General features: G+C 37.1%; 19 protein-coding genes and 1 pseudogene. 12 read left to right on the top strand and 8 right to left on the bottom strand.

Translation table 11 applies throughout. The features are described from left to right. Positions 1–53 precede the first annotated feature (53 nt). The gene (locus tag JXQ92_RS05660) at positions 54–1,382 is read right to left on the bottom strand and encodes a sensor histidine kinase (RefSeq protein WP_421985621.1); all 1,329 of its coding nucleotides are present in this window, start codon (positions 1,380–1,382) and stop codon (positions 54–56) included. Continuing rightward, entirely contained in the window at positions 1,372–2,742 is a 1,371-nt protein-coding gene (locus JXQ92_RS05655) for a sigma-54-dependent transcriptional regulator (RefSeq protein ID WP_421985620.1), read from the bottom strand. Before JXQ92_RS05655 ends, JXQ92_RS05660 begins: the two co-directional genes overlap by 11 nt. Before the next feature lie 223 nt (positions 2,743–2,965). Here JXQ92_RS05655 and JXQ92_RS05650 point away from each other — a divergent pair, with 223 nt between their 5' ends. From JXQ92_RS05650 to JXQ92_RS05620, 7 genes and pseudogenes are all read left to right on the top strand, one after another. Continuing rightward, positions 2,966–5,380: an ABC transporter permease gene (locus tag JXQ92_RS05650; RefSeq protein WP_421985619.1), complete on the top strand. Its 2,415-nt coding sequence runs from the start codon at positions 2,966–2,968 to the stop codon at positions 5,378–5,380. Between the two features lie 24 nt (positions 5,381–5,404). Then, on the top strand, positions 5,405–7,810 hold the full coding sequence (locus JXQ92_RS05645; protein WP_421985618.1) for an ABC transporter permease: 2,406 nt from the start codon (positions 5,405–5,407) through the stop codon (positions 7,808–7,810). 186 nt (positions 7,811–7,996) lie between these two features. After that, complete coding sequence (locus JXQ92_RS05640; protein WP_421985617.1) at positions 7,997–9,001, top strand: BspA family leucine-rich repeat surface protein; 1,005 nt, start codon at positions 7,997–7,999, stop codon at positions 8,999–9,001. Positions 9,002–9,119: 118 nt separating this feature from the next. Then, complete coding sequence (locus JXQ92_RS05635) at positions 9,120–9,452, top strand: PadR family transcriptional regulator (protein WP_421986413.1); 333 nt, start codon at positions 9,120–9,122, stop codon at positions 9,450–9,452. Next, positions 9,449–12,133 (top strand): ABC transporter permease, encoded by a 2,685-nt coding sequence (locus tag JXQ92_RS05630; protein ID WP_421985616.1) that lies wholly within the window; start codon positions 9,449–9,451, stop codon positions 12,131–12,133. Before JXQ92_RS05635 ends, JXQ92_RS05630 begins: the two co-directional genes overlap by 4 nt. Before the next feature lie 17 nt (positions 12,134–12,150). Continuing rightward, positions 12,151–12,339: pseudogene (locus tag JXQ92_RS05625) on the top strand (permease prefix domain 2-containing transporter); the annotation flags it as partial. 45 nt (positions 12,340–12,384) lie between these two features. After that, on the top strand, positions 12,385–14,838 hold the full coding sequence (locus tag JXQ92_RS05620; protein ID WP_421986412.1) for an ABC transporter permease: 2,454 nt from the start codon (positions 12,385–12,387) through the stop codon (positions 14,836–14,838). A 2-nt stretch (positions 14,839–14,840) separates the two neighbouring features. Here JXQ92_RS05620 and JXQ92_RS05615 read toward each other — a convergent pair whose 3' ends face one another. From JXQ92_RS05615 to JXQ92_RS05600, 4 genes are all read right to left on the bottom strand, one after another. Further along, a complete protein-coding gene (locus tag JXQ92_RS05615; RefSeq protein ID WP_421985615.1) occupies positions 14,841–15,860 on the bottom strand; it encodes a polysaccharide deacetylase family protein in 1,020 nt (339 codons plus the stop codon). After that, positions 15,857–16,708, bottom strand: a complete 852-nt coding sequence (locus tag JXQ92_RS05610; protein ID WP_421985614.1) for a glucosaminidase domain-containing protein — start codon at positions 16,706–16,708, stop codon at positions 15,857–15,859. Before JXQ92_RS05610 ends, JXQ92_RS05615 begins: the two co-directional genes overlap by 4 nt. 63 nt (positions 16,709–16,771) lie before the next feature. Beyond that, positions 16,772–17,170 carry a hypothetical protein gene (locus tag JXQ92_RS05605; RefSeq protein WP_421985613.1) on the bottom strand — a complete coding sequence of 133 codons (399 nt, stop codon included), beginning with the start codon at positions 17,168–17,170 and terminating at the stop codon, positions 16,772–16,774. A 129-nt stretch (positions 17,171–17,299) separates the two neighbouring features. Further along, on the bottom strand, positions 17,300–18,097 hold the full coding sequence (locus JXQ92_RS05600; RefSeq protein ID WP_421985612.1) for a DUF6597 domain-containing transcriptional factor: 798 nt from the start codon (positions 18,095–18,097) through the stop codon (positions 17,300–17,302). 148 nt (positions 18,098–18,245) lie between these two features. On the opposite strand from JXQ92_RS05600, the gene JXQ92_RS05595 reads away from it, so the two are divergent. Together JXQ92_RS05595 and JXQ92_RS05590 are read left to right on the top strand one after the other, a co-directional pair. After that, entirely contained in the window at positions 18,246–18,572 is a 327-nt protein-coding gene (locus tag JXQ92_RS05595) for a PadR family transcriptional regulator (protein ID WP_421985611.1), read from the top strand. Continuing rightward, positions 18,572–21,187 carry an FtsX-like permease family protein gene (locus JXQ92_RS05590; protein WP_421985610.1) on the top strand — a complete coding sequence of 872 codons (2,616 nt, stop codon included), beginning with the start codon at positions 18,572–18,574 and terminating at the stop codon, positions 21,185–21,187. The genes JXQ92_RS05595 and JXQ92_RS05590 overlap by 1 nt, the downstream gene beginning before the upstream one ends. Before the next feature lie 25 nt (positions 21,188–21,212). Here the strand turns inward: JXQ92_RS05590 and JXQ92_RS05585 are convergent, their stop codons facing one another. After that, positions 21,213–22,832: a class I SAM-dependent methyltransferase gene (locus JXQ92_RS05585; RefSeq protein ID WP_421985609.1), complete on the bottom strand. Its 1,620-nt coding sequence runs from the start codon at positions 22,830–22,832 to the stop codon at positions 21,213–21,215. A gap of 126 nt (positions 22,833–22,958) precedes the next feature. On the opposite strand from JXQ92_RS05585, the gene JXQ92_RS05580 reads away from it, so the two are divergent. From JXQ92_RS05580 to JXQ92_RS05570, 3 genes are all read left to right on the top strand, one after another. Continuing rightward, positions 22,959–23,375 carry an ArsI/CadI family heavy metal resistance metalloenzyme gene (locus JXQ92_RS05580; protein WP_421985608.1) on the top strand — a complete coding sequence of 139 codons (417 nt, stop codon included), beginning with the start codon at positions 22,959–22,961 and terminating at the stop codon, positions 23,373–23,375. Beyond that, the gene (locus JXQ92_RS05575) at positions 23,372–23,905 is read left to right on the top strand and encodes a sigma-70 family RNA polymerase sigma factor (RefSeq protein ID WP_421985607.1); all 534 of its coding nucleotides are present in this window, start codon (positions 23,372–23,374) and stop codon (positions 23,903–23,905) included. The genes JXQ92_RS05580 and JXQ92_RS05575 overlap by 4 nt, the downstream gene beginning before the upstream one ends. 276 nt (positions 23,906–24,181) lie before the next feature. Further along, positions 24,182–25,246 (top strand): adenylate/guanylate cyclase domain-containing protein, encoded by a 1,065-nt coding sequence (locus JXQ92_RS05570; RefSeq protein ID WP_421985606.1) that lies wholly within the window; start codon positions 24,182–24,184, stop codon positions 25,244–25,246. A 1-nt stretch (position 25,247) separates the two neighbouring features. On the opposite strand, the gene JXQ92_RS05565 is transcribed toward JXQ92_RS05570, so the two are convergent. Then, the gene (locus JXQ92_RS05565) at positions 25,248–26,774 is read right to left on the bottom strand and encodes a hypothetical protein (RefSeq protein WP_421985605.1); all 1,527 of its coding nucleotides are present in this window, start codon (positions 26,772–26,774) and stop codon (positions 25,248–25,250) included. Between the last annotated feature and the right edge of the window lie 31 nt (positions 26,775–26,805).

Below are 26,805 nucleotides of genomic sequence, written 5' to 3'. Positions count from 1 at the left end.
ATTCAATTTTCACCAAAAGTAGTTAAAACAGATAAATAAGCTAGAAGAGTCTACTAAAGCTTAATCTCAAATGTGGTTCCTTCTGAGGATGAATTAAAATCTAGTTCACCTTTATGCAATTGAACTATTTGTCTGGCCAGACTTAAGCCAATGCCTGAGCCATCGGATTTCGTAGTGTAAAAAGGGATGAATACTTTTTCTTGAATTTCTTCCGGAATACCGCTTCCATTATCGGTAATGTTTATTCGTGTTTGACCTGATTCGCTGTCAGTTTCTAGGTTAAGTGTTATTTGACCATTTACGGAATTTACGATCTCCTTGGCATTCTTTAATAGATTGATGATCACTTGTTCCATCAAATCCGGGTCAATCATAAGCGACTCATTTTCTTGTTTTAAATCGAATAACCATTCAATGTTCGTTCCAGACAGTGTGGGTTTAAAAAGTGAGTCAATTCGAGTAAAGAACGTTTTAGTATTTACTACCCGAATGTTTGGAAGCGGAACTCTTGTAAGTTTTTTATACGATTCAGTGAAGTTCATAAGACCTTGACTACGCGCTTCAATGGCATCTAATCCTTCTTGAAGACTTCTGATTTTATCTTCGGTTAATTCGTCTTGAGTAACCAAATATTTCATGGTAGAAGATAGGGAGGTAATGGGAGCCACCGAATTCATGATTTCATGGGTAAGTACTCTAATTAGCTTTTGCCAAGCTTCCATTTCATGCTGATCGAGCTCTGAATGAATGTCTTGTATAGAGATCAATTTGTAGGTATTCTGTCTTAACTTAAAGCTAGAGGCTGCCATAGAAAGTTTTCTGGCTTGGCCAGATAGGGTAGTCGTAAAAATTGTGTTTTCTCCACTTTCAATCGCCTTTAACTTTTCATAGAACGCTTCATTTTCTGATTTAATACTATCTAAGTTGATGAGTTCTTTTCCACCCATCATCTTATTAAATGAGGCATTCGAAAGGTGAACTCTCTCACGTTCGTCGTATGCAATAACACCGATCTGCAATTGATTAATTATTGTTACAATGTATTGATATTCAGATGCTTCAGATTGTGAGCTTTCAATAAACTTATTGTTAACAAGATTAAAGGTCTCATAAAGCTGATCGAATGATTTGCCTTGATGCTCACTATTATACTTTACCGTGAAGTCATTGTTGATGATAGCCAATAAGAAATTCATAGTCGTTTTATTGGCCTTGTTGATATAGCTAAAAAGGCTAAAAAGTATAATCACTAAAAAGAGTCCTAAAAAGAATACCCTGATGTAGTTTATATCTATAAAGAGGTAATATACTAGACCATATAAGCCAACAAAAGCCAGTAGGAGTTGAAGGATGATATGTATTCTGAAATTATTAAATCTCATACTTCTCCATTCTTCTGTATAATGCACCTCGGCTAAGCCCGAGCTCTTCGGCAGCACTGCTAATGTTGCCTTGGTGCTTTTTAATGGAGCTTTCGATGGCCCACTTCTCTAAATCTTCAAGGTTAAAAGATTCAAGTTCGGATCCTTCTGTTTGATTAATAGACTGAAGGTTAAAATCACCAACGTGGAGCTGTTTTCCATCACTCATAATCACAGCTCTTTCTATGGCATGCTGTAGCTCACGGATATTACCTGGCCAGTCGTATTTAATGAGTTTCTTGATCACATAGTCGGGAACAAAAAGCCCTTTCTTATTATACTTCTTTTTATAAGTGTTCAAGAAATGATCCGCTAGCAAAGGAATATCTTCACTGCGTTCGCGAAGCGCCGGCAAACGAATTTCAATGGTATTTATTCTGAACAACAAATCTTGTCTGAAAGTGCCTTGCTGTACCATTTTTGACAAGTTAGCGTTAGTGGCACATACAAGTCTAGCATCAAATTCTTTCGGATCATTTGCGCCAACAGGAATGACCTGTCTATCTTGAATTACTCTCAATAATTTTGCCTGAAGGGGTGAACTAAGGTTACCAATTTCGTCCAAGAAAAGTGAACCTCCATTGGCGGCTTCGAATTTTCCAACCCGATCTGCTTTTGCATCTGTAAATGCACCTTTTTTATGACCAAATAATTCACTTTCGAAAAGCGTTTCAGTTATCGCCCCCATATCTACATTGAGGAAGACTTCATTCTTTCTGTACGAACTTCTGTGAATTGCACGTGCTACAAGTTCTTTTCCAGTACCATTTTCGCCAGTAATTAGCACATTGGCATCCGTTTGAGCTACTTTTTCTATTTGCGCTAAAACAGATTTAATGGCATTGGATTCACCGATGATTTCAGAAAATGGGGCGTCTAAAAGAGAGTTTAAATGAGATTGTTTTGTAGTAAGTTGGGCTATCTTTTGCGCCGATCTATTCAGTTGATAAGCCGCTGAAACTGTGGTAAGAAGTTTTTCGTTTTGCCATGGTTTCACTAAAAAGTCGAAAGCGCCTTGTTTAATGGCATCTACTGCCAAATTGATTTCACCGTATGCCGTAATGAATACTACGCTTGTAGCAGGTGAGATGTCTTTAATCTGCTTTAAATATTTCAGACCATCCTTACCTTCAGTGGCACCAGCGCTAAAGTTCATATCTAGCACAACAACGTCATAATGATTCTCCGAAAAGGCCGTTTCAATTTGCATTGGATTGTTAATACCCCGAACATCTTCATAGTGCTGTTCTAAAAGTATCCTTATAGATAGCATAACGTAGTTGTCGTCATCCACTATTAATATCCTGCCTTTCTCTTTCATCGCTGATAATATGGCTATAACTATACCAATTCCGAAATTAGGGCTTAGTAGCAAATTCTGACCAGTTATTTATTGAAAAGTGCCCATTTTTGGGCGGTTACGTTTTACTGATGGACAATGAATATTTGACACGCTTGCCATAAACAATTTAAGTATTTGATAATCAGTGATATAAGATTTTGGTATTAGATTGGCAAAAGAGAATACAAAGAATTTTGAATTTATGTGGAAGAATTATCTAAAGACATCTTATCGGAACATATTAAGGAATAAGGTCTACTCAACGATTAACATCTTAGGCCTGACAATTGGGATAACCTGCTTTTCGCTAATTTTTTTATATGTAGAAAATGAAATCAGTTTTGATAAATTTCATGAGGAAGAATCTTATCGATTCTTGCTTAACGAGCAAACTGGAGATGGTGAATTCAGAAAATTCGGAATTGTTTCTGCCAAGTCATTAGATCAAATTGCAGAAAATGTTGCTGGCGTTGAAGATGTCATTTTATTGAGAGACTGGGGTGCGGGACCACAGCAGATTAAATACAATGATTTTAGTTTTAAAACACGCGCACTTCTTGGTGCCGAACCCGACTTCTTCGATTATTTCAGTTTCGATCTCATCAGAGGGAATAAAGAGACCGTTCTAAAGGAGCCAAATAATGTAATTCTTACAGAATCTACAGCAAAGAAGATCTTTGGCAATGAAGACCCAATGGGAAAGACGCTAAAGGTTTCTGGAAATATGAATTTCACCTGGATAGTATCCGGAATTGTGGAAGACCCTAAGAATTCTCATATGAAATTTGAATTCCTTTTCAATTTCGACCTGAGGGATGAAGTGAATGATTACATCATTTTGAGGGAAGGTTTTGCGAATTCCATTTATGGCTTTTTTAAGTTTTCAGACGGAGCAGATCCTAAAAAAATTGCTCAAAAGGCTAAAGATTACTTCACTGATTTTTATAAAGATCGACCGGAAGTAGTAGCCAGTTTAGAACGTGAGTCTTATGAATTTCAAGCATTAAAAGATATTTACTTTGATTCTGGCGATGTGATTTTCAATGGCTTTCGCACTGGTGATAAGCAGAATTTATATTTGCTTGCAGCCATAGGTCTTTTTATGCTACTGATAGCATGTATGAACTACATCAACGCAGCAACAGCAAAAGCTATTACACGCAGAAAAGAAATAGGGGTAAGAAAAGTGTTTGGTGCTGTTAGAGGTAACCTGATCACCCAATTTATGGGCGAGGCATTCTTAATATCCTTAGTTGCTGTGTTGCTTTCCATTCTTGCGACTGATATTTCCTTGCCATTCTTTGAAAATTTAATGCAGACCGAATTGCGCTATTCTTTGCTTGATAATAAGTTTTATTTAGGCGGTCTAGTTGGGATTCTAGTGTTAGTCAATATAGTTTCTGGAAGCTATCCTTCACTCATTCTAAGCAGGTTTAAACCTTCTGAAGTCCTTAAAAACTCTTCTGGGAATGGTTTACTGAAAGGTAATCATTTAAGGACTTTACTTATAGGCCTACAGCTTTTCATCACAATGGTGTTAATCAGCTCAGTATTGCTAATTATGAAGCAAAGTCGGTTTATAAATAACAAAGAACTGGGTTTCAGTAAGGAAGATATATTGATCATTCCTAATAATTCACCCAAGCTAAATTCCAGAATTCAAACTTTCGAATCTGAGCTCTTGAAGAGTCCATATATCAAAGGTGTTACGGCTGGTATGGATGTACTCGGGTTTGAGTATACCAACAATTCAGGCCTGGTAATCGCTCAAGGCACAGACCCGAGCGAAGCACCAGTTGCTACGTATTTCACTGTAGGTATGGACTTTATCGATATTCAAGGAATAGAAATTATCAAGGGCAGAGGATTTGATAAGAACCTGAGTACAGATAGTACGGCTATCCTTGTAAATGAAGCTTTTGTGAAAGCAAATGGTGGAATAGATCTAGTAGGGAAAAATGTAAAGCTTTTCTCCCCTGAGAATGATTTCAGCCCTGTCATTGGTGTAGTAAAAGATTTTAATTTTAGGTCGCTACGATCTGAAGTTTCTCCGGCTATTTTTCAAGTAAGTAAGGGCTCAAACTGGTTTTTCACTTTAAAAGTAGATCCGGCCAATAAAAATTTAGCCCTAACCCACGCACAAGAGGTTTATAAGTCAATAGAAACAGACTTTCCAATGGGGTATTGGTTCTTGGAAGATAATCTAAAAGCCTATTACGGAGATGAAGAGAGACTACAATCAGCCATTAAAACTTTTGCTTTCCTCTGCATTTTAATTGCCTGTTTAGGACTGTACGGCATGACGGTATTTACCGTAGAAAGGAAGCTCAAAGAAATTGGAATTCGTAAAGTCTTAGGAGCAAAAATTTATCACCTAGTTTGGATTGTAAACCAGCGTTTCATTCCAATAGTGGTTATTGCAAGTCTCACCGCAATTCCCATAGTCTATTACTTTATAGACGATTGGTTGGGAGATTTTGCCTATAGAACTTCCATTGGCATGAGTAGTTTCTTAATGGCAAGCTGTTTAGTGCTATTCATTGTTTTGGCCACCGTTAGCTTTCAAGCGATCAAGGCTGGACTTATCAATCCTATCAAAACATTAAGGTCAGAATAAACTCAAAAGGAAAACAACAAAGTCATGTTAAAAAACTATATCAAGATTGCTTTTAGGTCGCTACGAAGAAATAGCGGTTATGCCATCATCAACATCATTGGGTTGGCCATTGGTATTACTGGTGCGACACTATTGCTTACCTATGTCAAAGATGAGGCCACATATGATCAATTTCATTCTAGATCTGAAGACATCTTTAGGGCTATTCTCACGGAACATGATTTAGAAGAAGATAGGGTTTATGCAGCTAGCCAGCCGATATTAGCCAGAACGGTTGTAGAGGAATTGCCAGAAGTGGAAAATGCGACCGCTCTGCAAGTGACTGGTGGACATATTGACTTTGTCATTGGTGGTGAACGTTATTCTGAACGTAGCTATGCCATTGTCGATGAACACTTTTTCGAGGTTTTTGATTTTGAATTTCTCTTTGGTAATAAGGCTACGGCACTCAGTGAACCTAATTCAATTGTGTTATCTGAGCAACAAGCCATGAAGTTCTTTGGTAAAACTGATGTGGTGGGAACTACCTTAAAACATTCATTCGGAGGTAACTATATAATAACTGGGGTGATCAAAAACATGCCAGGTAATTCGCACTTAAGACTTGATATTCTCGCTACTCCAATGAGTAGCGATCAGCGATTACTGCAAATGCAAAAAAACTGGATGCATTTTCAAGCATCTGTTTATTATGTCTTAGCACCAAAGTCAGACCCAGCACAGGTTACAAATAAGATCAATGAGGTTTTCGAGAGTAATATTGCTCCAAATATTGCCGAGGTTATTGACTTTGACCTTCAGAAGATGAGTGATATCCATTTTGGATCTCAAGGCATCGCAAATGGATTTGAAACAGAATTAGGTGATAGAAGCTACATTATTGTTTTCAGCTCAATTGCTCTTTTTTTACTACTCATAGCTTCAGTTAATTACATGAACCTAGCAACATCTAAGGCTGTATTTAGAGCTAAGGAAGTAGGAATTCGCAAAGTCGTTGGTGCGGTAAAGGGGCAGCTGGTAAGTCAGTTTCTGGTCGAGTCGGTTATGATCACATTCCTTGCTCTAATAATTTCTATCGGTCTCACGGATATTACGATGCCACTCTTTAATGAGCTAACGGGTAAGGCTTACGATTTTAGCCTAAGTTCATTGATGGACTATCTACCAATGTTCATGATTATTACCATTTCTGTAGGGGTACTATCCGGAGTATACCCATCCTTTTTTATCACTCGCTTTAAACCTGCCGATGTTTTAAAAGGAGAGAAATTATCTACTGGATCATTTTCCATCAGAAAAGCCCTTGTAGTATTTCAGTTTGTGATGTCGATAGTTCTGATAATCACAACCCTCGTCGTTCAAAATCAAATGTCATTTATTGGCAATAAAGACCTTGGTTTTGATCAGTCTAACCTAATTGTAATTGATATTAATAACGGAGGTGTAAGGAGAGACTTTAAGGCCATTCGAACTGAGTATGCAAAGATCACAGGAGTAGAAAGCGTAGGAGTATCGTCTAGAGTGCCAGGAGAGTGGAAAGGAATCAATGAGGTGGGTGTTTATATCACCGATCAAGAAGGTAACCTGCGTGATTCTATCAATAGTTATTTTATGGGGTTTGATGAAGGTATGATTGAAACCTTTGATTTTCGAATCGCTGAGGGAGAGTACTTTTCAGGGAACTCACAGTCTGATTCCCTCAAGGTTTTGGTAAACCAAACCGCAATAGCAGCCTTAGGTTTAGAAAATCCGGTTGGCAGAAGCATTCAGCTTTTGACCCGCGGAAGACGACTTTCGGTACAAGTAATTGGGGTAATTGAGGACTTCAATTTTAAATCACTTCACGCTAAAATCGAGCCTATCATTATAGGTTCATGGAATAACCCATCCGCTTCGATTGATTATTTCACCTTGAAGTTTAGTGGTAACCCTTCTGAAATCGTGGCAAATGCTAAAAAGGTGCATGAGCAATTTGATCAAAGAACAGCAATGGAATATCATTTTTTAGATAATCAGCTTGCGGTATTTTATGAAAAGGAGCAGCAGGCTAATGATATTTTCAAGGCAGGAGCGGGACTTTCAATTTTGATAGCTTGCCTAGGGCTTTTTGGTTTGGCTTCCTTTACTGTGCAGAAACGAGTCAAGGAAATGGGCATTCGAAAAGTTCTTGGAGCCAGCCAATGGAATTTATTTTACTTGCTTTCTTCATCATTTACCAAACAGGTGGTAGTGGCATTTTTGATCGCCAGCCCAATTGCGTTTTACATTTTAAGAAACTGGTTGAGTCAGTTTGAATATAGAACGAATATAGGGGTAGAGGTATTCCTTATAGCCGGCTTAATGGCTACACTTATAGCACTCGTTACGGTGAGTTATCGCTCTTTGAAAGCAGCACATTCCAATCCAGTTGATTCACTTAGAAGTGAATAAATCTTCGAAATAGGCTCAGGGTATCAATTTTCACTTACACTTTGAGCCTATTTATATTCTAATAATTGCTATTGAAACCAAACACTTGTTAGTTTCTATGCGATTTACTTAATTTCTAATGGCTTCAGAGTTATTTGAGGCCAATGCGACACATGTTAATGGTTATTCCTGACACCAAAATTTACCATGATGAAGCAATTATCTATTCTGATAATGGCATTAGCCATTAACGTTACGCTAGCTGCCCAAAAACCATTTATTACCACTTGGAAAACTGATAATCCAGGTATATCTCGAGACAATCAGATTGTGATTCCCACTATTGGCTTTGGATATTACTACGAAGTGGATTGGGGTGATGGAACTAAAGAAAAAGCTGTCACAGGAGATGCTTTCCATACTTATGATAAACCAGGGACCTATCAAGTATCGATAACTGGCGAATTTCCTTCCATCTATTTTAATAGCGCAGGCGATAGCCAAAAAATTCTCTCTGTTGATCAATGGGGAGATATCAATTGGAAATCGATGACTAGAGCTTTTAAAGGCTGTAATTTTCTTCATGTTTGGGCAAAAGATGCGCCCAAATTAAAAAACACCAAAGACCTATCTAGTATGTTCGAATCGGCCATTTTATTCAATGAATCAATCGACCATTGGTCCTTAGAAACAGTGGAAGATCTAAGTTATATGTTTAAAGACGCCATATCCTTTAATCAGAAAATTAACAGCTGGAATGTGTCCAATGTCACCGATATGTCGGGGCTTTTTTGGAATGCAACAGCTTTCAATCAATCATTGGCGAAATGGCAAGTTTCTAATGTTCGAAATATGGCCTATATGTTCTGGAGAGCTACTTCATTTAATCAACCTATCAATGACTGGAATGTAGAAAGAGTCAACTCAATGGGAGCCATGTTCGAAGGCGCGTATAACTTTAATCAAGATATTTCTAATTGGAATGTTTCGAACGTCAATATACTCACGGGAATGTTTATGGGAGCATCTTCATTCAATCAAGACGTTGCCCATTGGCGAGTGGATAACGCACTTGATATTTCTAATATGTTTTCATATTCAGGCCTATCCTATGAAAATTATGAACTGCTTGTATTAAACTGGAAGCGACGCCCAGCCTTCAGAAACAAGTTAAATCTAGAATCACTCACAGTATCATTAGTTAAACAATAGTTAATAATTCAATTCAATACAGGGATTTGTAGGTTCACTACAAATCCTTTTTTTATTACTTGTACAATTATGAAAGATATATTTCTTTTATATTTGTGTAACTAATGATTACATGAATATGAAAGGAACGTATTTAGGTGAGTTTGAAGAGCTAGTGCTCTTAACGGTAGGCGCCCTGTATCCAGAGGCATATGGTGTGGCGGTAATGGATGAAATCCAAACCGAGACTGGTCGCTCGGTTAATATCAGTGCTGTACACTCTGCAATGCGAAGGTTAGATGAAAAAGGCTTTGTAAAAAGCGAAATGGGGGGTGCTACCAATGAAAGAGGAGGAAGGCGTAAGCGCTATTTTGAGCTGACAGCTTTTGGCAAGAAAGCCCTCGACGATGCTCAATCACTTCGCATGAAACTTTACAATCGTATTCCAGATATTTCTTTTGGAACTCATTGAGTAAAACTAAAAACATATCACCACCTAGTTGGGCCGAGTGGTTCTTGAAATTCTACTGTAAAGAAGAGTTTCTTGAAGAGATACAAGGCGATGCTTATGAAATCTTTGAACGATTGGTGGCGTCTAATGAAATTGGAAAAGCCAAAATTCAGTTTATCTGGAATGTTTTAAGGTTTTGTCGGTGGTCGAACATGAAACTAAATAACAGGTCAAAATTTAATCAATTCACAATGGTCAAAAACAACTTTAAAATTGCCTACAGAAACCTAATTCGAAACAGGTTTTATACGGCTATCAATTTAACAGGTATATCGCTAGGCATTGCCTGTTTTATTCTGACATTCCTCTATGCGCAAGAAGAGTACTCATTCGATAAGTTTCATTCCAATTACGACAATATTTATCGCGTATGGGTGCATGAAACATATGATGATGAAGAATACTTTGAGGCTACTATTCCGGTAATACTCGGGCAAACTATTAAGCAAGATTTCCCTGAAATAGAAGAGACTATTCAAATGAGAGGAGGCCTCGCTACTTATATATCTGACTCTCAAGAAAAGATTGAGTTATACTTTGAAATGGTCGGAGAAGGGTTTCTTAAGACTTTCGATTTTAAATTTTTGGTAGGCGATCGAAATACAGCGCTCGACAAGTTGGAAAACATTGTTCTTACTGAAAAACAAGCTTTAAAGCAGTTCGGTAAACTGGATGTTCTAGGAAAAACGGTAAACATAATTGTCGACGAAAAGGAGTATGGATATTTAGTCACAGGAGTAGTACAGGACCCACCTGCTAATTCGTCCATTACTTATGGTTCACTCATTTCAGATGCAAATAATGAGCGTTTCATGAACCTTCAAACTCGAACGGCTTGGTACAACTCTTCTTCACAATTTTTTGTCGAACTGAACCCAAATATTTCTGTCGAAGCGCTCGAAAGTAAGTTTCCAGAAATGGTAAAAAGAGGATTGGGTGATGAGTATGAAGAAGGTGCTTTTATTGTAAAATTGCAGCCACTTTCAGACGTTCACTTTAATGAAAAAATTGAAGGAGAAACTCTTTACGGAGACTTAAAGACAGTGCGAATATTGAGTATTGTCGGTTTTGTCATCTTGTTATTAGCTGGGATTAATTTTATCAATTTGGCCGTTGGTCAATCCCTAAAACGTGCTAAAGAAGTTGGTGTAAGAAAGGTAATGGGAGCCTATAAGCACCAGTTAGTTTCACAATTTTTAGGCGAATCCTTCTTGCTCACATTTATGGCGATGGTTTTAAGTATTGGCGTTTGTTCATTACTAATACCATCATTCAATCAATTTGCAGATAAAAACTTAACGCTTGATTTTTCATGGTCTTTAGTATCAGCCTTGGGTATAGCATTATTGGTTATTGGCTTATTGTCAGGTATTTACCCAGCTTTTGTACTGTCATCATTCAATCCTGTAGCTACGCTTAAGAGCGCCAAAATGAGTGGTAAGGGTAAAAATGGATTGGCATATAGTCTTATCGTAGTTCAGTTTTTTGCAGCAATTTTCTTCGTTTCCAGCACTATCATTATGAAGAATCAGCTTAGCTATTTGACTGAGAAGGACTTAGGCTATGAAGCTGAGGGAATGGTTTACATGATACTACCAAGGCCAGAAAAATTTGAAAACGGAATGGCTGGTATAATGAATGCTAGTGGTTTGATCGCAGATCAACTGATAACACGGCTAAATCAAATTCCTGCCATTAGTGGAGCAACGTATGCCAATAATTATTTTGGTGAAAACGATTGGATGACCCTTTCTTATGCCGATTTAGAAGACAATTGGAAGGAATTTAGTTACAATTCAGTCCAAGAAGATTTTATAAAGGTCTTCGACATCGAAATTATTGAGGGCAAAGGCTTCGAAAATGCTACTGAATATGAGCAAAGGACAGGGTTTTTGATTAATGAATCCTTCGCTAAGATGGTAGGGCTCGAAACAACAGTGGGTGGAAAAATTATTAGTAAAAGGCCTTTTGGTGAGCATCAGATTATCGGGGTAATGAAAGATTTCAATTTTGAGTCTTTGCACAAGAGAATTCGACCTTTAATGCTTTCAATGAATGCGGCGCCAGTTTTCGAGGGTGTTGAAGGTATATCAATGAGCAGGGGTGTACGGGCAACAGTATTACTTAAAGCGAACTTAGAGAATTTTTCAGTGGTAAGAAGTCAGATTGAAACCGCTTGGGAAGAGAGATTTGCAGAGCCTTTCGATTTGAAATTTGTAGATGCCAAGCTACAAGCGTTATATGAGAAGGAACGAAATACCAACGCTATGCTAAACCTAATTGCCGGTCTAGCCATTACCATTGCATGTCTCGGTTTACTTGGGCTTGCGGCCTTAACCATAAAGAACAAGTACAAAGAGATAGGTATCCGCAAAGTATTGGGAGCTAGTTCAATTGAAGTTTTTAAGCTGCTTTATAAGCTTTTTATGAGTCCCATCATTGTGGCTTTTATAATTTCTGTTCCTTTAACGGTTTACGTGATGAATAGCTGGTTGAGCAATTTCGCGTATCAAATTAATGTTAACGCTTTTCACTTTGTGATTGCTGCAATCGGAACAATAATGTTGACACTTGTTGTAGTTAGTTATCAGGCCATAAAAGCCGCGGCTACAAATCCAGTTGATACCATTAGATACGAATAGTCTTAGGGATTATCCATATGTCAAAGGAAAGTCAAATATCGCCACCCAAATGGGCGGATAAATTTCTCGAGTTCTACTGTAAATCAGAATTTTTAGAGGAAATACAAGGAGACGTTCACGAGCTTTTTAAAGCTCGCAGTGCAAACGAAAGTAAGCTGAAAGCCAAGCTTCTGTTTGTATGGGACGTGTTCCGTTTTTTTAAATGGTCAAATATCAAAGAATCAAAAAGAGTCAATTCAAACTTTATCGACATGACAAGAAACAACTTCAAAATAGCAGCCAGAGTGCTCTGGCACCAAAAAACAAATACAGTCTTAAATATTTCAAGCATTGCCATTGGTTTAGCATGCTTTTTAATGATTTCGCTTTACTTGAAACAAGAATTAAGTTTTGATTCATTTCACGAAAATGGCGATCGAATTCATCGAGTTTGGGCGAAGGAAGATTATGGTGATGGTCAGGTCTTCTTTTATACAGAGTCAGCACAACCACTTGCCTCAGCGCTAGAAGAAAATATACCTGATGTTGAAGCCACTGTTCAATACGACTTTCGAACGTATCCGGTAGGTGAGGGTACTGAAAAATTAAACGAACGAATTGCCATTGCAAGTCCAAACTTCTTCGACGTATTTACTTTCGAACTGATCTCTGGAAACACCACAGCCCCCTTGTCAACCGATAATTCCGTTGTGCTTTCAGAAAATTATGCAAAAAAATATTTCGGTGAGAATGAAGCGGTTGGCAAAGAGTTGCCAATAGTGCTAGATGATACGGAGCGTGTCTATACTGTTTCGGCAGTGATGAAAAATTCACCCAAAAACTCTGGTTTCCAATTCGATATGATGGTTTCTAATGCGAATAAAGACCTATACTATTCAACCAGAGCACAAACCTCATGGTTTAATATAGCTGCAGAAACCTATGTTTTGCTGAAAGACAATTCCAATGCGGAACTAACTGAATCTAAACTTCCGGCAATGATCAATTCAGTATTAGGCGATCAAATTGAAGAGGGACAATTTCAATTAGGTCTCCAATCATTGGCTTCTATTCATCTGGACATAAATTTTCCAGCTGGAATATTACCCGTTGGTAACCCAAAATATGTTTACGTATTGGGTACAATTGGTTTGCTCGTTTTGATAATGGCATGCATCAATTACACTACACTTTCAACGGGACAATCTATAAAAAGGGCTAAAGAAGTAGGTGTTCGTAAAGTGGTTGGAGCCAATCGGAGTGGTTTAGTATGGCACTTTCTTACGGAAAGCATTCTAATCTCCTGCTTTGCTATGACAGTCGGTGTACTATTGTCTTACTTTTTCCTTCCAATATTTAACCAGTTGGCTTCTACTGATTTAACCATGCCCTTAGATTTTGAAAGTATTCTTCTTTACGTGGGAATAGCATTGGCAGTAGGGCTCTTTACTGGTGTTTATCCTGCATTTGTTCTTTCAAAACTTAAACTAATCTCAGTTTTAAGAGGTAATTCGCATGGTACTAGTGGCGGGAATTGGCTAAGAAAATCGCTCGTTGTCTTTCAGTTATTACTCACTGTCTTTCTCATTTCCGGAACACTTATCATGCGTAAGCAGATGAGTTTTTTACAACAAGCAGACCTAGGGCATGATAGAGAAGCTGTAGTGGCAGTAGACCTTTATGGAAAGACTGGAGATAACAGTACGATCGAAAGAATTAGATCAGGCTTTGAGAATGCAGAATTATTGAAAGCCGAATTACAGCAAAATCCATTGATCAGTGATTTAGGTGCTGGCAATCATATATTCGGAAATTCAGGATGGACGAGAGTTGGTTTCGATGATAATCAAGGCCAATTCAAGCAATTCTCAATGTTAATTACAGATCCGTTTTACTTATCAAGCTTCAATATTAAAATTAAAGAAGGTAGAGACTTTGATCCATCGCTTGAGATTGATAAAAGGGAAGGGCTAATCATGAACCAAGCAGCCGTAGATTATCTTGGTTTAGATGACCCTATTGGCAAAAAACTGCCTGGTGCAGATTTTGGTGCACATACAATTATAGGTGTTACTGACAATTTCAATTTTGAGTCACTTCATTCAGAAGTAAGACCATTGGTTATAGTACAAGATCCTAGTATAATTTTTAGTGGTATAAGCGATATTTCTATGAATGACAACCCTATGCCTCAACTCGTGTTTAAATACAATGGTTCTAGCTTAGTTGAAGTACAGCATATTTTAGAAAATGTTTGGAGTAAGATTTTTCAAGATCAAGAACTTCAATTTGAGTTCGTGGATGAAAACTTAAGACTTATGTATCAAAATGAAGCAAGAGTCAATAAAATAGTCAGCATTGCTACTGTCTTAAGCATTCTAATAGCCGCATTTGGCCTCTTAGGGCTTACTATTCTAGTAGTTAATACACGCGTAAAGGAAATTGGAATTAGGAAAGTACTAGGAGCCACTCCAGGTAAAATCTTTATGTTGCTGCTACAAGGCTTCTCTTTACAGCTAGTGATTGCCATATTATTGTCTGTCCCATTAACCATTTTATTGATGTCTGATTGGTTAAATGATTTTGCTTATAAAGTTCAAATTAGCGTAGAAGAATTTAGCATAAGTGCCATTTTAGCAATTGCAATTACACTTATCGTTATAAGTTACCATGCAATAAGAGCTGCGCGTTCAAACCCAATCAAGTCCCTTAGAGCAGATGGTTAACGTCAATTGAGAAGCAAATAGGAATAACTAAACCAATGCCATTTTCCTTTTTTATCTGTTACTGTAACAGTAAATAAGGTACGGCGTTGGTTTAGTGCTTCTTCTGGCCAAATACTTAGTACAACATCCCCATCTTTCAGCACCTCGATGGACTTTTTGGCTTTTGTTCCTTGAATGAAACACTGTAAGTTTTTAAGGTCGTAATCGGCTTCTTTAAACTTCAGTAAAACCCTAGGCTTTTCTTTACTTCCTTTAAAATTGTTATCAATAACTTCAAGCTTCTGGATTTCTAAAGCATTCATATCAGCTTTTTGCTTGAATTCATCAAGACCAGCATAGGCATCTGACATTGGAAATCTTGGAAGTTGAAAGCTGGGCGAATTTTGATAAACAACCCCTGAGTTTTGCGCTGCTGCGTAAGAATACCCCAAACTGTCCAGAAGGTTTCCCATTTCAGGATGCCATTCGCCATACGGATAGGCATAGCCATCTGGTAAACTTCCTATCATATTTTGAAAAAAGGCCTGACTGATTGTTAAGTCACTATAAAATTTACGGACACTGAAATCATTCATAAAATAAGGGTGAGCATGGGAGTGATTGGCAATTTCGACCCCTTCAGATTGCACCTCTTTTAACTCTTTCCAAGTCATATAATCACTAGCTCCAACTGTCTTTGTATTTACAAATAATGTGGCTTTAAACCCATACTTCTTCAAAAGAGGCCAACCATTCTGGTAGAAGCTCTTGTAGGCATCGTCAATCGTGATAACTACTGTTTTAGATAAATCTTTAGGGCTTGATTTTAGTTGTTTGAAGGCGTCGTTTAAAGATATTACTTCATAGCCTTCTTCAGAAAGGAAACTCAATTGGGCTTCGAAATTATCAAGGCTAATATTAGTAGAAGGGTATCTATCATCTCCAAACCGATGGTAAACAAAGGTTGAAAAATTGTTTTGTTGGAACGAAAAGCTATTTAACTGAACCAGAAAAAGACTAACGATCACTAAAAAAACTCTCATTTTACTATGGCTCTGGCCTCAAGATATTTCGGGTCGATCGTATAACTATCGTATTGCTCAAATTCATTGAAACGGATCATCGAAAGAATTTGCCGCGTATAAGCCTCACCACGTTCCGAATAGGACCTTAGTAAAGGCACAAGTTCTTGAACATCATTACTTGATTTCCTTTTCTCTACAAAAGCCTGGTAACCCCTATGTCTTGCGATAGTCTTGAAATAGTCTTTTATAGACTCTGAAATATCGTTGTATTTACGCAAATACACCTGAAAATCGGGACGTGCTACTGACGCAGGTATTCTAGGTTCTTTTGGGTCAAATGACCAAACACCAAATAAGTTATTGGCTCTTTTGAAAAATCTAGAACTTCCCCAACCAGATTCTACAGCAGCTTGGGCTAGCACAATTGAATTTGGATGTGTTAAAAGACGCTCTTGTAACAATTCAACCTTATCTGTTTTATACAGTTTAGAAATATCTCTTAAGAATACACTATCTGAAGAAGACCAGTTTTCAGCAGCTAGTAGATCATTTAGCCTTATTAAATCTTGATTTATCTCGTATTTAGCAACCAGTATGGCAGGCAAAATGATGTTGATAAAACGATTTTTTTCCTCAAAAGGAGGTAAGGCGGGTAGTTTTCCGATTTTGCTATATAGAATCGGGTTTACAAGACCAGAATTGATTTGGACGATATCTTCATCCGAGATGATTTCTCGTTTTTCTGTAACGAGAACAGTTTCGTAGGCTATTGGTTCAGAAGGTTTTGGTTCTTGCACCAAGTTCGCCAAAACTAACCCTATGAATAAGGTAATTAGAATAAGTTTAACCTTAGTTTCTCCCGACATTATTCAAAGATATTCTTTTGCAGCTTAAGTGACTAAGAGAATATCCTAATTCAATGCTAGGAGCTAGGGCTTTATAAACTGGAAGCCCATTTTTTTGTCTTTTCCATCAGAAATAATCACAGACATTTCATTCCTTTTAAAGCTATAGGCTATCATCTTTGGAAAATCATGTTCTGGGTTTTCACTGATAAAACCATCGTTTGTGAGCTTCACAATTTCGAAATAAGTTGGCGCTGAATTTTCTTCGACATCGGCGATATAATAGATCTTATTGTCTTTCACTTCTAGCCTAAGCTTTTCAACAAATGTGGTATCTGAACCCGTCATGCTTATGCCAACGCCTTGATACAGTGTTTCGGATATCTTTTTCCAACTTTCTGTTGCCGAATTACCAGGTCTGATATTACTTCTGTTCCATCGGCCAAGAATCTTTTCAAGTTTTACAAATTCATTCTTATCCACTGGCGTATTTTGTTGTGAATAACAGCTAATAGAAATTGAGCAAAACAATAGGAATGAAATAGAGAGCTTTATCATTTTTATTTCTAATCTAAAAGCTTTCCACATTGAAGTATAGTAAAAATCCGACATCTATTTGTTCAAGTGAAAATTGGCCATGGTTTCCTGATGAAAACCATATGAAGTAGGGTCTTCACCAGTAAATTCTTTGAAGTTTTTTATGAAATGCGACTGGTCGTAGAATCCAGATTTATAGACTAGATCGCACCAAGATTGGTCATTTTCCTGCATTAACTTAAATACCTGGCCCAACCTTATAATTCTGGCGTACAATTTAGGGCTTAGACCTATATGCCTTAGAAACTTCCTTTCCAGACTTCTTTCACTGAGTTTGGCGTTTTTTGCAAGCGTACTTATCCTAATATTTCCTTGAGCTTGTTGAATTTCATGAATGACTAGATCTATTTGACTAGTGATAACTTTCATTTTCTTGATTTTTTCTTCAACCAATGTCTCAATTTCATTAATGAAGGCATCTTTATCTGAAAAACTATTAATATCAATTGAACTGAATTCCGGCAAAAAATCTAACAAGGGTACAACTTGATCTGTAATAGACGACATGTCAATGTTGAACAATTTAAATAGGGCAGTAGGCTTGAATTTTATGCCGATCATGCCCGATTTACCAGAGTTTTCAAGAAAGAAATGGTTCTTAATTTGACCAGCTAGTAATCGGCTGTTTTGTTCATGCCATTTGCCCTCTATATTAATTGAAAATGAATCCTCATAATGGAATATTATCTCAGGATAACCATCTGGGATTATTTTTTCTCTATTGATTTCACAGTCACCTTCACTATCGACAATCCAATAGGATTCTATATAGTCTTGGACTTTTTGTGAAGGGGCAATGTGTTTGTAGATCATATTTGGGACATAATGAAGCTAAAATACTTCATTTTATTTTTTTGTGTTGTGTAACGTTTTAGTCAGCGCGAAGTATAATGTTTACAAATGTTATGAAAAATGCTTCTATAATATTTACAATTGTTATGAATATCACTTTATTTACAGGATGAAAAGAATACATCTAGGTGAATTTGAAGAGCTAGTATTGCTCGCTGTCGCTTCTTTGGGTGATAATGCTTATGCGGTTAGCGTCCAATCCGAATTGTTAGAAAGGGTTGAGCGTAAAGCGAACATTTCTGCTATTCATACAGCCTTATACAGAATGGAAGATAAAGGACTAGTCGAGTCTTTTCGCGGAGGAGCCGAAGCTAAAAGAGGAGGTAAGAATAAGAGACTTTTTAAAGTTACCACCTATGGCTTCAATATGCTTCGCGAATCGAAACAGAGTCGTGAATCGTTCTGGAATGTCTTACCTCAAATATCTACGAATTAATGTACAAAGCTCACCCTCCAAAATATGGTCAAAAGTTTCTGAAATGGGTCATTTCAGAAGAGCTCTATGATGATATTGATGGAGACTTAACTGAAATATTTCACGACAATGTTTCAAACCTATCGATTGGTCAGGCTAAGCGTCAGTATCTGTTTAGCGTACTCTCATCCATTCGAAACATTCATTTAAGAAGAAAACTCAAATTTTATAATCCACTGGTCATGTATAAAAACTATTTTAAAATCACCCTTAGAAACATACTGAAATACAAAGGTTATTCATTCATCAACATTTTTGGTTTAGCCTTAGGAATGGCATCCTGTCTGCTTATTCTTCTTTTTGTAAATAATGAGAAAAGCTTTGATGGTTTTCATGAAAAGAAGTCCAACATCTATCGGTTAGATGAAGTTCAGACATTTGGTGCCATGTCAGCTCAAAAAGTTGCCTTGTCAATGTACCCTATGGGGCCAAACTTACTGGCCGATTATCCACAGATAGTCGATTTTACTCGGTATTGGACGCTAGGTAGAACTCTTTTAAATATTGATAATGTACCTCATTATCTAGAGCAACCCGTACGTGTTGATACCTCATTTTTTAAGATTTTCGATTTTAAATTAATTCAAGGAGATAAGGATAAAGCGCTAAAAGAATCTCTGAACATTCTATTGAGTGAAACCAATGCTAAGCGAATATTTGGTGATGAAGATCCTATGGGGCAAGTTATTGATATACCTGACTATGGTACTCAGTTTACTGTTGCAGGTATTTTTGAAGATGTTCCTGACAACTCTCATTTACAATTTGATGCCCTGGTTAGTACACTTGCTTGGGATGATGAAGATCGAAAGAATGGCTGGGGTTCAAATTACCTCAACACTTATTTAGAGCTTGCTAACAACGTAGATATCGATGAATTAGAAGGCAAATTTGATGATTTCTTAGTCAAATTTATGGGTGAAGAAGCTCTGGATTATTATAAGCTTTTTCTACAACCTTTAACTGATGTTCATCTTGGCTCCATGAAAATTACGCATGACTATAATAATCATAAGAAATTTGCAAAGAATTCAGTAGACATATTTCTAATTCTCGCCTTTTTCGTTTTGCTGATTGCCAGTATAAACTTTATGAATTTATCTACAGCTCGAGCGGCAACAAGATCTCGCGAAGTTGGTGTTAGAAAATCCGTTGGCGCTTTTAAGGCACAAATAACAGGGCAATTTGTCATGGAATCTATCTTGCTGACAATTTTGGCATTAATAGTAGCGTTTGGTTTGTGCTTTGGTGCTTTAAACACGCTCGTCAATATCGTTGACCGTGATTTAAGCATGATGCTTTTCTTCGAGCCATACAATCTGGCTCTGGTACTGTTAACAGCTATTTTGATTGGCTTACTATCAGGGATTTACCCTGCATTTGTTATGTCTAAATTTAACCCAGTTACTGCCTTAAAAGGTAACGGCACTACTGGTGGAAACTCTTTGTTCAGAAGCATTTTGGTTGTGTTTCAATTTGCTATAGCTATTACTATTATCATCGGTACATCAATTGTCACTCGGCAGTTGAACTATATGCAAAACTTAGACTTGGGTTTCGATAAAGAACTTGTCGTGGCCATTGATATGTACCAGGATACTAACGAGCGGTATGATGTATTGAAAAGTGAGTTAATGAATCAATCAAATGTGGCTGGTGTAACGGGCACAAGTCAAAAATTGGGTAATAACCTGCATCAAACAAGCACAACTTATGAGTTAGATACCGCTAGAATCAACGGCTCTAGTTCGTTCGTCATCGTAGATAGCAATTTCTTTGATTTCTACGATATGGAAATCGTAGAAGGTAGAGCCTTGAGTAACGAATTTGCTGCTGATGGGCTTGGTAGAAGTTTCGTAGTCAATGAATCTTTGGCAAAAGAACTCGGTGCTGATGGTTCCGAAGTACTTGGAATGCCTTTTCATTTTGGTGGCACGGATGCATTAGGCGCTATTGTGGGTATAGTCAAAGATTTTAACTACAATAAATTAAACCTTAAAGTAGAGCCACTCTTCATGAGTCATCAACCTTGGGCATCTTGGACGGAGGTAAATGTTAAGATAAAATCAGGAGATATTCAGACTTCTTTACAAGAAATAGAGACTGTCTGGTCTTCTCTGTTTCCTGAACGGCCTTTTGAATATGAATTCTTAGATGATCACATCGATTCAATGTATCAGTCTGAACAACAACTAACTCAAGTGATTAGTATACTTTCAGGGCTTTCAATTATTATAGCCTCTTTAGGCTTATTTGGCTTGGCATCATTCACTGTTCGCCAACGTTTGAAAGAAATGGGTATTCGAAAAGTACTTGGTGCAAGCGTTAGCCAAATTGTAATTCTTCTCTCTAAAAAGTTCACCATCCTTGTGATCATTGCTTTTGTTCTAGCTGCACCCCTGACTTATTATTTAATGAAAGGTTGGTTAGATGGATATACCTATAAAATTGCTGTAGGGGTTGCCGTATTCCTAATAGTTGGCATTGGCTCTTGGCTTATAGCCTTGTTAACGGTAAGTATTCAGTCTATTCGCGTTGCTAAATCAAACCCTGTGGAAACGCTTAGGATAGAGTAGGAGGAATATTAAAGGGGACTCTCGTTTATTCTATCCCCTTTAATAAATTAATGGTTACTGTCGCTAGTTCAGAGTTTGGAAATTTAGAGGAATATTGTGCTACTGGGGGTAGACCGGCTTCAGTGGCGATATTCATGAACACACCCGACTCTAGAATATACTGATCGGAATACCCGTGCGTGGCGTCATAGGCCGTAGCTGCTGTTCTTCCTAAATTACTGGATGTCAAATGGGGTGGTAGCGTATGGAGTTCAATTACCAAAAGGCCAAACTTACTCACAAATGGTTTCCATTTTCCTAAATGCTCCAAAAGAGAATCTTCAACTTCTTCATTAAGAATTCGTCTACCCTTATAGGCGTAAGCGCCAGTTGATACACTTTTTCTGTTGGGTGTTCGGTGTTTCGGACTTTCCCAAATTCTATTATGATCAAGAAAGGTTCTTACATTCAAAAGATCCTTTAAATCTATGCCATAATTAGTTTGAAGGTCCTCGGCAAGTAGGGCAGGCTTGCCTATATCACCCCACATAACTTTTGCCCATATGTCTGCTTGAATTAAGTTAGACCGGGTCACTTTTAAAGCTGCCTGATTGTAATCTACACCTACTAAGAATAGCGGATGTTTATCAAGTAGTTTTCCTCTTTCTGTTTGATAGGCAATTACATCAAACATATGCTGTAGAAATGCCCCATTTCCGCAGCCCATATCCAAAATTCCTTTAGGCTGTTCGTCGATCGGCAAGTTGAACAAATCTATAATCACTTCATCAACAACTTTAAAATAGCTAGTGTGTGCACCACCACTGCCCCATACATTCATTTCGCGGTCTACATGGGTTTCTGTCTGATGTGTCTGATAAGTTCTGATCGATTCAGGGTTTCCGAAAATCATGTCATCCAGTCGCCTTAAGGTTGGAATATAGGATACAGTTACACCATAAGCACTTGCTCTTTTCGCAAAAAATAGACCCTTATCGGTAAATTTGAATGTATCATTTTTCTTAGTAAACCATCCACAATGAGTGAAAAAGTCAAGTAACTTCCTGAAGCTATCAGGGTCGCTATGATACTCTTCTGGTAGAAACGAGGCTTCCATAAAGTACTTATGAAACATTCCATTCATGCCCAAATGCACAATTGAAGGGCCTAGAAGCACACCCTCGATATGGCTTAAGATTTGATGTTTTAATGCTAGAGGAACCTCTAATTTGTCAAGTAAATCGGGGTACTCATTCTGGTAATTGGCCTGGATTTTAGCGAGAACTCTAAATGGTTCAACCTCAAATTTTCTTGGATGAAATTTTTCAGAAATTTTAAGTAATTCAACCACTTCTCTGTAGATAAAAGCTGCTTTAAAGGCACCTGGAGATTGTTGATTGACTGAAAATTGAACATCAGCATTTTTTGTTTCAATATTCTGTTTGAGCCAGCCCTGAGATACAAGAACTCGTAGCGCTACATTTAAGTAGCCCTCATTGGCTTTAAAATGGTCTGTTAGTTCGGTTAAGCTGCCTTTCTCGTGGTCCAATAGGTATTGTAGAACACCTTTTTCATGCAGTAAATACACTGATGGAGCTGTAACAATACCATCTAGGTGTCGGAAAAGTATTTCTCGGAATTGTTTACTGAGCGCTTTAGACTTCATGTTGTGCTAGTTTAAACTTTATGGAATCGTTTGCATAACGCATCAAATATGGTCAGTGCCAAGATTTATTTCACCTTTTTTGCGTCTTTTTTTTCTTTGTCCGTCTACGGGTAAATAAAACAAATCATGAAAAGGATACACGTTAATTTATCAGTAAAAGATGTTCAAAATTCGATTGAATTTTATAATGCATTGTTTGGTGAAGCTCCCAGTTTTATAAAAGATGATTATGCCAAATGGTTATTAGATGATCCAAGGGTGAATTTTTCAATTTCAAAAGCGATTACTCAAATGGGTGTTAATCATTTGGGGATTCAAACGGATGATGAAAATGAATTAGAACAGCTCTATAAGAATGTAAGCGAAACAAAACGTAAGGTTAAAAACGAAGGCGATACGGTTTGTTGTTATGCCCATTCAAACAAACAATGGGTGAAAGATCCGCAAGGAGTAGAGTGGGAGATGTTCTATACTTATGGGCAAACGGAAACAAACAAAGTTGGAAGTTCGGAATGTTGTGACGACAATTGTTGTACAGTATGAATCCACATTGTCAAGTTGTAGCACCTGTTTTTCAGGAGTATAGTACTAAACTCACTCGATTTATTAATAGTCGGGTGAGTGATCCTGTTGATAGTGAAGAGCTATTGAGTACTATCATGATGAAAATTTTTGATCATTGCGAAAAACTAGAAAAGGTTAAGAATACGGAGGCTTGGTTGATCGCAATAGCCAGAAATACAATTACAGATTACTTTAGAGAACAGCAGAAAGGATTAGGCAAACATTCAAGTCAGGAGTTTGTGCTTGAAGAAACTAATGATCCTTACCAAGATCTTGAAGCTTGCGTGCCTTCTTTAATCCAAAAGCTTCCTGATAAATACGCCAAGCCACTTGCTGATTATGAGTTAAAGGGTATTCCTCAAAAGCAGCTGGCCATAAAATATGGTTTGAGTGAATCAGGACTTAAATCGCGGATTCAGAGAGGTAGAAAGATGTTAAAAACGATGTTTATTGAGTATTGCGGCCATTTGGTGCTTGAAGTTGGCTGTGAAGGCTGTAATGATTGTTGATTGCCAAAGAATTTTTAGACCTTGGTCCATTTTATTGAAAACTTTTAATTTGACTGAGTTTCCAGCTTCGAGTAACTATCGCCTATCTTTTACGTCTCGATCTTAGTATACAATATGAATTTTGAATACTCTCAAGAAGTTTCCCTTTCAGGAAATAACGAAAGGAAAATTCTTTTGAATATCATTTAAATTCCCGAACCGTAAATTGGTTATAGCCTCTTATGGATTTACATTTGAGACTAAGAAGGATTAATAAATTTCGATTTGAAACACTAGATGACGCTTTTTTCTAAACATAGAGAAGAATTTATAGTACTAAGAGATTACGTCATAGGCTGGTTAATCGCACTAACACTTTGGACAATTGTTCGAAGTGTAGGAGTAACAGTAGATGGTCCAGCAAACCAACCCACTCTTGCGCATAACATCAGAATAGTTACTGTTTTTGGTACTTTGATGGGGGTACTATTCGGAATTGCTCAGTTAAAACTGGAGCGATATCTTTATAGAAGAGTACCACTTTGGCGTTTGGTCTTTTATGGCTTATTGATCGATGTAGTGATCATGACGGTGATTTTCTCAATGGCATACCGCATATTCAGAGATATCATCGGCTTCAATGAAGATGTTTCATTCATACAATTCGTACAAGATCCGTCAGCCATATTGGTTTTCTTTTATTCCATCCTAGTCAGTTTTGTTTTGGCATCTATTCGGCAACTCAATCTACTTTTGGGTCGAGGAAACCTTTGGAGGTTTATCAAGGGTGATTTTTATCAGCCTAGAGTTGAGAATCGAATTTTTATGTTCGTCGACCTAAAGGATTCTACAGGTATCGCTGAAAGATTGGGTCATATAAACTATAGCAGTTTTATTCAAGACTGCTTTTATGATCTACATGTAGTTCAAAATTTTAAGGCAGAGGTTTATCAGTATGTAGGTGATGAAGTGGTTTTGAGTTGGAGAGTTACAAAAGGTTTGGATTATAGCCTCTGTATCAAAGCATTTTGGGCATTTGAGGATAGGTTGGTTGAACGTGCAGATTTTTACAAAGAGAAATATAATGTCGTACCTACATTCAAGGCAGGGCTACATTTTGGAGAAGTTACAACTGCTGAAGTAGGAGAGATTAAAAGAGAAATCGCGTATCATGGTGATACAATGAATATTGCCTCGAGAATTCAGAATAAGTGCAATGATTTTGATCGTACATTACTTATCTCTCAGTTCTTTAGAGAAGAAATCAAAAAGCATTCTACTTTTAACCTGGAACTAATGGGTAATGAACTACTCAAAGGTAAAAATCAATTAATTGACATTTATGCTGTCAATAGAATTTAATTCAATCTCTTTTTACGATTTCCAAGAAAGACTTACCCTCTATTTTAGCATTTAGCCAGCTGATTAAATCAAAATATAGAAGTGGTTTTGCATCTAGCGCATTGTGCTTAAGTCTTTCTAAATGACTTTTCAATTCTAGAAAAGACTTCCTAAGATTTTGTGGATAAATCCTTCCAATATCTCCAATAAGGCCTAAGAATGACTTTTGAAATTCTCCAAGATTATCTTCCTGGCCGATATATTTAAGAGCTGAGGCTATTTTCAATTCCATTTGATCAATTTCTCCAGAATCATAATCGATGAGTATGTTTATTATTCGAGAAAAACCCTTTAAGTCACTTCTTAAATGTTCTTGTTCAGAAATGACACGATTTAAATAATCATTAGCTTTTTGGTAATCCTGAATGGCAAAAAAGTATACACCTGCTTTATAATAGATAACCATCAAATTATGCTTATCAATAGTGTTGACCTTTTGGTTTACATCTTCTAGAATGCCTAATACTATCTCTTCATTTTCCTCAAAGTCTTTATTCAAAAAGATACTGTTGAAGGTTTGAATTGCTTTATACTTTATAAACAAGGCTCCCGTATTACTAGCTGAGTTTTGCGTGTTATTAGACTCTAGTGAAAGCAACTGCTCAAAATAATCATTGAAAACATACAAGTTGTCTACTCGGAATGCGGATTGTAATAGTCGATTTAACCCCTTAAGAAAACCTGACTTTCTCTTTTCGTCTAAGCCCGTTTCATAAAAGAGTAGTATCCATTTTTCAGCATACTTTACACAAGAATTAAAATCGTAAGTCAAATAAGAAAACCAATAGAAGGTTCTGTATAGATAGAATTTCTCGTTGAACGCAAGCTTGTCTTCATCATATTCTGGTAAACTAGTATAAAACAGTGCGCGCAGATTATTAAGTTCTTTTTCATTCTTTACGGTTCCATGTTCGACAAACCGTGCTTTCATTTTAATGGCTAGGGTAAAGAAGCGCTGCACATTGCTGAAACGTTTAAATGCATTTTCAGTCTGGCTGTCAAGATCATCAACATATGCTTCATTAAGTTCAAAGACTTGTTGCGATCTAATTTGTTTCTCATAATCAAGTATCGCAAGCTGAAATAAATCCTTTCTATAATCTCCCGTTGTATTTTTTGCTCTATTTAGAAGCCTGAGACTTTGTTGATAAAGCCCTTTTTTATAGAGTACTCTTATATAGTCTAGTTGCTCTCGTAACTCAATATCGATGTCATATTTTAAGTTAGAGAGTCTTAAACTCGCTAGAATCTGACCGTATAAGTGAGATTTCAAATTAGCGAATTGAGCATCATTTGCGTCAACTAACCTCTTTTTTAAATAAACTTCATCATACTGATCCAACTTATCCATAGCATCAAAAAGCCTAAGAAATTTCGCTTCATTTGTCGAACCAGACCTTTTAGCATAGATTTTAAAACTTCGCTTTTCCGACTTAGTCAGCGACTTGATTAGTTCAAAGAGTAATTGCTCATTTGGTGTTTTGGACATGCGATCTAATTAGTGGTTAACTGTCAGATAT

Source organism: Roseivirga sp., from assembly GCF_049099775.1.
GTDB lineage: Bacteria > Bacteroidota > Bacteroidia > Cytophagales > Cyclobacteriaceae > Roseivirga.
Note: the sequence above shows the minus strand (reverse complement) of the source record. Positions and strands in the feature narration are given on the sequence as shown.

Bases quoted from the DNA above. Each gene is read 5' to 3' on its own strand.
- JXQ92_RS05660 (WP_421985621.1), bottom strand. From the start codon at position 1,382: ATGAGATTTAATAATTTCAGAATACATATCATCCTTCAACTCCTACTG.
- JXQ92_RS05655 (WP_421985620.1), bottom strand. From the start codon at position 2,742: ATGAAAGAGAAAGGCAGGATATTAATAGTGGATGACGACAACTACGTT.
- JXQ92_RS05650 (WP_421985619.1), top strand. From the start codon at position 2,966: ATGTGGAAGAATTATCTAAAGACATCTTATCGGAACATATTAAGGAAT.
- JXQ92_RS05645 (WP_421985618.1), top strand. From the start codon at position 5,405: ATGTTAAAAAACTATATCAAGATTGCTTTTAGGTCGCTACGAAGAAAT.
- JXQ92_RS05640 (WP_421985617.1), top strand. From the start codon at position 7,997: ATGATGAAGCAATTATCTATTCTGATAATGGCATTAGCCATTAACGTT.
- JXQ92_RS05635 (WP_421986413.1), top strand. From the start codon at position 9,120: ATGAAAGGAACGTATTTAGGTGAGTTTGAAGAGCTAGTGCTCTTAACG.
- JXQ92_RS05620 (WP_421986412.1), top strand. From the start codon at position 12,385: ATGACAAGAAACAACTTCAAAATAGCAGCCAGAGTGCTCTGGCACCAA.
- JXQ92_RS05615 (WP_421985615.1), bottom strand. From the start codon at position 15,860: ATGAGAGTTTTTTTAGTGATCGTTAGTCTTTTTCTGGTTCAGTTAAAT.
- JXQ92_RS05610 (WP_421985614.1), bottom strand. From the start codon at position 16,708: ATGTCGGGAGAAACTAAGGTTAAACTTATTCTAATTACCTTATTCATA.
- JXQ92_RS05600 (WP_421985612.1), bottom strand. From the start codon at position 18,097: ATGATCTACAAACACATTGCCCCTTCACAAAAAGTCCAAGACTATATA.
- JXQ92_RS05595 (WP_421985611.1), top strand. From the start codon at position 18,246: ATGAAAAGAATACATCTAGGTGAATTTGAAGAGCTAGTATTGCTCGCT.
- JXQ92_RS05590 (WP_421985610.1), top strand. From the start codon at position 18,572: ATGTACAAAGCTCACCCTCCAAAATATGGTCAAAAGTTTCTGAAATGG.
- JXQ92_RS05585 (WP_421985609.1), bottom strand. From the start codon at position 22,832: ATGAAGTCTAAAGCGCTCAGTAAACAATTCCGAGAAATACTTTTCCGA.
- JXQ92_RS05580 (WP_421985608.1), top strand. From the start codon at position 22,959: ATGAAAAGGATACACGTTAATTTATCAGTAAAAGATGTTCAAAATTCG.
- JXQ92_RS05575 (WP_421985607.1), top strand. From the start codon at position 23,372: ATGAATCCACATTGTCAAGTTGTAGCACCTGTTTTTCAGGAGTATAGT.
- JXQ92_RS05570 (WP_421985606.1), top strand. From the start codon at position 24,182: ATGACGCTTTTTTCTAAACATAGAGAAGAATTTATAGTACTAAGAGAT.
- JXQ92_RS05565 (WP_421985605.1), bottom strand. From the start codon at position 26,774: ATGTCCAAAACACCAAATGAGCAATTACTCTTTGAACTAATCAAGTCG.